General features: G+C 51.7%; 3 protein-coding genes and 1 tRNA gene. 2 read left to right on the plus strand and 2 right to left on the minus strand.

All coding sequences use genetic code 11. From position 1 onward, the window contains the following. Together JRI89_16920 and JRI89_16925 are read right to left on the minus strand one after the other, a co-directional pair. Window positions 1–834 (minus strand): hypothetical protein (locus tag JRI89_16920; GenBank protein ID MBW2072913.1); only part of this gene is annotated, 834 nt, incomplete at its 3' end. A 520-nt stretch (window positions 835–1,354) separates the two neighbouring features. Then, window positions 1,355–1,439: transfer RNA gene (locus JRI89_16925), tRNA-Leu, on the minus strand. Between the two features lie 511 nt (window positions 1,440–1,950). Between JRI89_16925 and JRI89_16930 the strand changes: the two genes are divergently transcribed. Further along, a complete protein-coding gene (locus JRI89_16930) occupies window positions 1,951–4,167 on the plus strand; it encodes an SBBP repeat-containing protein (protein ID MBW2072914.1) in 2,217 nt (738 codons plus the stop codon). A gap of 55 nt (window positions 4,168–4,222) precedes the next feature. Then, a partial coding sequence (locus JRI89_16935) for a hypothetical protein (protein MBW2072915.1) occupies window positions 4,223–5,721 on the plus strand: 1,499 nt, incomplete at its 3' end.

A 5,721-nucleotide genomic window follows, 5' to 3' on the forward strand; every position in this document is an offset into this window, starting at 1 on the left:
CATTCCCTTGAAGGCCAGCCCTGGGTCCAGTGTGTCCTCTATGTCCACTGTAATGGGGCTATTTGTGTTATTGTTCTGAAATGTGACTTTGGCAGTCAGCTCACACGGTGAGGCTGAGGAGCAGACAGTAGCTGATGGAAGAGTAATATAGGTGCCAGTGTTCCCATCATATGTGAATGTCTTGCCGAGACATTCGAAGTCAAATTCCTCTGGCACTTCAATCTGATCGATGTCGAGATCGAGTCCACCAGGACCGCTCCACTTCATTCTGATCTTGTTCACATTTGCCCAGTCGACGCCCCCGCCTGCCTGTGCCGTGAAGTCAGTGGCCAGGTCAAGTGTTTCAACCTGACTGCTTGTTATTCCTCCAGGCAATTTCAAAGTGGCCTTTGACCACTGCGAAGCACTGGTGTATACTTCAAGATCGATGTCCACGGGCAGGTCATCGAATACAATGGTAATTTCAAACTGAGTCGCTGCTGAAAGGTTCGCCCCAAGTGAAAAATCGTTCGGATCTGCCGTCCCAGACCATACAACCTTAGCTGTACTGGTCGTATCGTTCGAATCGTTGCTATGGCTCAGGATGCCAGGCGTGGTATTGCCGACTCCGATGATGGCATTTCCACCGCCACCGGTCTTTTCAATTTCCATGTAGCGCGTTCCGCCTATGATGCCGGCCCCGGTTACTGTGCTGCTACCAGAGTTAGTCAGGACAGCCTGGCTGGTTTCAAAGGTATCCACCCCAATGTCTGCCCATGCAGTCTGGCCCACAGCAAACGTCAACATGACCGATAGGACCACTAAACACCAAAGAACTCTTCCCTTTTTCATCATTCAGCCCCCCTCTCTGCGTCCCTCTTCAAGGAGCAGATAAAGTGTAGAAATTTAAAAGTGCTATATCGCAAATAACCTTACATTTCTGTGCAGCTGTGCAGCTGCGCACAGATATTGTCAGGTGAATACCGTTTAACACCCCCCTTTCATTGCACAATTTATCAAACTCTCCCTTTGTCAAGGCAGGTTAATTGCGTGGCGAGCAGTCATAATAAGATAGAAACAAGTCCAAACCTTCCCTCCGCAAAGATCATGCCATATCGCCAAAAGGTACTTTTTATTAATATTATTACAATGTTAGTATGTAAACCTGGTTAACCTGCAACTGCTATATGAGCAAAACAAGTAATCTTTTGGGAAAAAAAATACCAACTTTGGTGACATAACTCGCCTCAAAATTGCTCAGTTTATAGGCCTACAGTGAGCACTCCAGCGAGTAGTTGCAGGCTCGAACGCTGGCGCATCTACTGGAGAGGTGCCTGATAGCCCGATCCCGCAGGGCCGATTTCCACGGTATTGCTGGTGCGAGAGGGGAGACTCGAACTCCCAAGGGTTTCCCCGCTGGATCCTAAGTCCAGTGCGTCTGCCAATTCCGCCACTCTCGCACAGAGTTCGAAGAAGATCAGGAAAATACCTTACACCAGCAACTATAGAGGACTGCTCTTCAATAAGTCAAGGCCTTGCTGGGTTGACTGCCAGGCACACAGAGCAACACGTGACGACAGGCTGCCAGGCAAATTAGCACCACATAACACCCGTAGCCAGGGCCTGTTTGCTGCTTTACAATAGCCAGCCTCTTGTGCTAGCTTGCAACTAGTAGAAATTACTCTTTATTGCAGTCATTTCTACGTTTCGGCGGTTTCTTGAATATGCGAGTTTCTGGAAATAGAAATCAGCAATACTGTGCTTTTCGGCCCCACTATTTAAGTAGAGCTAATCTGGGCTATCAGATTACCATTAGAGACGCACGTCTAACAAGTCATTCACAGATGGCCTTACCGAGGAGAATGCTATGCGCAAACTGAAGGCAGTGCAAAATTGCTGGTCTTTGTTGCTGTTCTGATGTTGCATCCTGTGCCTGCCTCATCGGCAGAGGCAGCTGCAGGGGCCACTCCAATGGCGCTGAACGTTGGGGTGAGCCGCGCAGCAGGTGGAAGTTTGCCGAGGATTCCTCTTTACTTCATCGAGAATCGTGGTCAATTAGATCCTCAGATAGCTTATTACATTCAGGGGCAGCACCTGAGCGTTTATTTTACCAGTCACGGAGTTGTATTCGTTTTGAGCAGTTTCATGGGCACGTCGCCTGCTCCGGACAAACTTATTCATATGGCATCTTACACTCCACGGCCGAATTCATTGGCACTAGGGTCGAACCACAGGCTACATCGCTGGGTGGTCAAGCTCGACTTTGTGGGAGCCAACGCCGAGGTTAGACCTCTAGGTCGGAGTCTCAGGCTAACCAAGATCAATTATTTTAAAGGCAAGCCTGCTCAATGGCAAGTTGGGATCAATACCTATGGGAGTCTGGTTTATCCTGATCTCTGGCCAGGGATTGATCTGATATACACTGGAGGAGTGAACCGACTCAAATACCGCTTTGTGGTCAAATCTGGGGCAGATCCCAGTCAGATTCGTCTGGCGTACAGCGGTGCCCAGCTGACACTTTCTGATGAGGGACATTTGCTTGTTGCCACAGGCATCGGCAGTCTTGCTGACGATGTGCCTTTTGCCTATCAAGAGCAGGGAAACAGACGTCACAAGGTAGATTGTTCCTATGAACTCGAGCAGGGGCGGACAAATGGCCCCCTCGTATATGGCTTTCATCTTGGTAACTATGACCGCAGCAGAACCCTTGTTCTGGATCCCGCTCTTGTAGCCTATTGTGGATATATAGGCGGCAGTGCTGGTGAAGAAGGTAGGGATATTGCGGTGGATGCCAAAGGCAATGCCTACATTACTGGGTGGACTGTGTCTGATCAAACTAGTTTGCCAGTCAAGACAGGCCCTGATACAACCCAGAATGGAGACATCGACGCCCTTGTCGCCAAGGTCAAAGCAGACGGTACCGATCTGCTGTATTGCGGCTACATCGGTGGCGACTCCTGGGACTATGGGGAAGGTATAGAGGTGGACAGCGATGGCAATGCTTATGTTGTCGGCTACACCGGTTCAAAGGAAAGCACTTTTCCCGTTCTGGGAGGACCAGATACTACACACAATGGCGGTGTTGGAAGCAACGATGCCTTTGTGGCCAAGGTGAAAGCGGACGGTAGCGGACTGGTATATTGCGGCTACATTGGGGGCAGCGAAGACGATCTGGCCTATGACGTGGCGGTAGATTCTGCAGGGAATGCATATATTGCAGGATATACCTGGTCCAATGAGATATCTGATAATTTCCCGCTGAGCGTGGGCCCTGACACGACTTATAACGGCAAAGGCGACGCCTTTGTGGCCAAGGTGAAAGCGGACGGCACTGGTCTGGCGTATTGCGGCTACATTGGGGGGGAAGACGGTGAGGAAGCTTACGGCATTGCAGTAGATGGAAACGGTAATGCCTACCTCACGGGTTATACGAGTTCAACTCAAAGCAGTTTTCCAGTAAAGACGGGCCCTGATACTACCCACAATGGATACACCGACGCCTTTGTGGCCAAGGTGAAAGCTGACGGCACTGGTCTGGCGTATTGCGGCTATATTGGAGGAGAGGCCTCTGAGTTCGGCTATGGCATTGCGGTAGATGGAAACGGCAATGCCTATATAACCGGCAGGACGGATTCCGGTGCAGACATAGAAAATTTTCCAGCCGTGGTGGGTCCTGATACAACCTTCAATTTCCTTACAGATGCTTTTGTGGCCAAAGTCAAGGCTGACGGCTCAGGCTTCGAGTACTGTGGCTACATCGGCGGCTGGGACCAGGATTGCGGGACGGACATTGCCATCGATGAAAAAGGATGTGCCTATGTTGCTGGTTATACCTCTTCGGATGTGGTTTCTGAACACTTCCCTGTCAAGGTAGGGCCGGATGGGAGCTATAACGGCGGCGACCATGATGCTTTTGTCGCCAAAGTGAAGGCAGACGGCACGGGTCTCGAGTATTGTGGCTACATCGGTGGCCACGCTGATGAGAGGGCCACCGGAATTGCTGTGGACCAAAGGGGTAATGCTTATCTCACTGGATGGACTTACTCTGGGGAGTCCACATTCCCTGTGCAGACGGGCCCCAGTACGGTCTATAACGGATCGGCAAAGGATGCATTTGTGGTGAAGATATGCCAGCATTCCTCAGCAACTGCCCTGCCAGCGATAGAATTATTGTTGGATGATAAATAGAGGTTTTTGCTTTGAAGGTTTCTTGAACTCTAGAGCAGACAAGGAGAAAGCGACCATGGGGATCGTCAAGCACCTGACCGTGTTTTTGTCGTTGCTGGCCATGCTTCTCATTGGGCCAGCAAGTGCATGGGCCGGCATATATCGCGCCACGCAGGTCTGGGACTATGTTGACAAATGGCAGTTTAGCGAGACAACCAGCCTGTATTACGATGCCAGCGGCAATCTATTTACAGTGGATGAAGACCTTTGCCTGGTGAACAAATACAATTCGCAGGGAGATCTCTTGCTCCGCTTTGGCTCGTGCGGCACGGGCAACGGCCAGTTCAGCTACCCCTCCGGAGTGGCTGTTGACAGCTATGGTTATATCTATGTAGCGGACACCAGAAATTCGCGCATTCAGAAATTCGACAGCAAGGGGCACTTCGTGCAGACCTGGTCAACGCCCCAGGATTCACACGGTCAGGACTCAACGCCTTACGATCTTGACGTGGATGCAGCCAACAACATCTATGTGGCGGTGGACGTCCTGAGCAAAGTTTGCAAGTATTCTCCCAGCGGCCTCCTGCTCAGGCAGTTCGGCAGCGGTTATGGTTCAGGGCCGGGCGAGATGGTATCTCCGCGGGGGGTCTGTGTGGCGCCAAACGGCGATGTCTATGTCTCTGATGATGGTCCGGTTGCCAGCATCCTGCGCTTCGACAAGAACGGAGTATTCATTTCGCGGTTTGGTGACAACGATACCCTGCCGGGCTATATCGGTCTTGGCTCTCCTCAAGGCATGGACGTCATGGGGAGCAGTGTGGTCGTTGCTCTTTCTGGAGGACTTAACAGATACACCTTCGACGGCACCTTCATCGAGACCCTGGGGGAGCTGGGTTTCGACGAGGACCAGTTCTGGAACCTCAACGACCTCAGTGTAGCCCCGGACGGCACCCTGGCCGTGGGTTCGCGAATGCCCTGGGTGCAGCTTTTCACCACTTCACCGTGGACTTTCGTTGCTGCCTGGAGCAGCAGCTCCAGTGCTCCAGGATACTTCGACGGTCCAAGAGATTTCGCTATAAGTACAGGGGGCCTGGTGTACGTGGCCGATTCCGACAACAACCGCATCCAGAAGTTTGCCATGGACGGCACTTATATTTCCTCCTGGGGCGGCAAAGGCACCGCCTACGGCAAGTTCGACCTGCCCTATTCGCTCGACATAGACGATCAAGGAGACGTCTATGTGTCAGACTTTCTCAACCGCCGCATTCAGAAGTTTGACGCCAATGGCAACTTTATCAAGGCCTGGGGCTCCCAGGGCAGTGGTTACGGCCAGTTTCAGGGAGTGGTGACAATACGTTTCGGTCCGGACGGCAAACTGTACACCCTGGACCGCGACAATGGCAGGGTGCAGATCTTCAACAAGAACGGCGACTTCGTAAATATGTGGGGCACACCTGGCAGCAATGAGGGAGAGCTTACCTGGCCGACTGCAATGGCCATCGACAAGATGGGCCACCTTTATATCAGTGACGAATACAAGCGCATCCAGAAGTTTACGGCCCAGGGCCTGTTTGT

Source organism: Deltaproteobacteria bacterium (assembly GCA_019309045.1).
GTDB lineage: Bacteria > Desulfobacterota > Syntrophobacteria > BM002 > BM002 > JAFDGZ01.

What these genes read in the sequence shown, in the direction of transcription:
- JRI89_16930 (MBW2072914.1), top strand. Translation starts at nt 1,951, where the DNA reads ATGGCGCTGAACGTTGGGGTGAGCCGCGCAGCAGGTGGAAGTTTGCCG.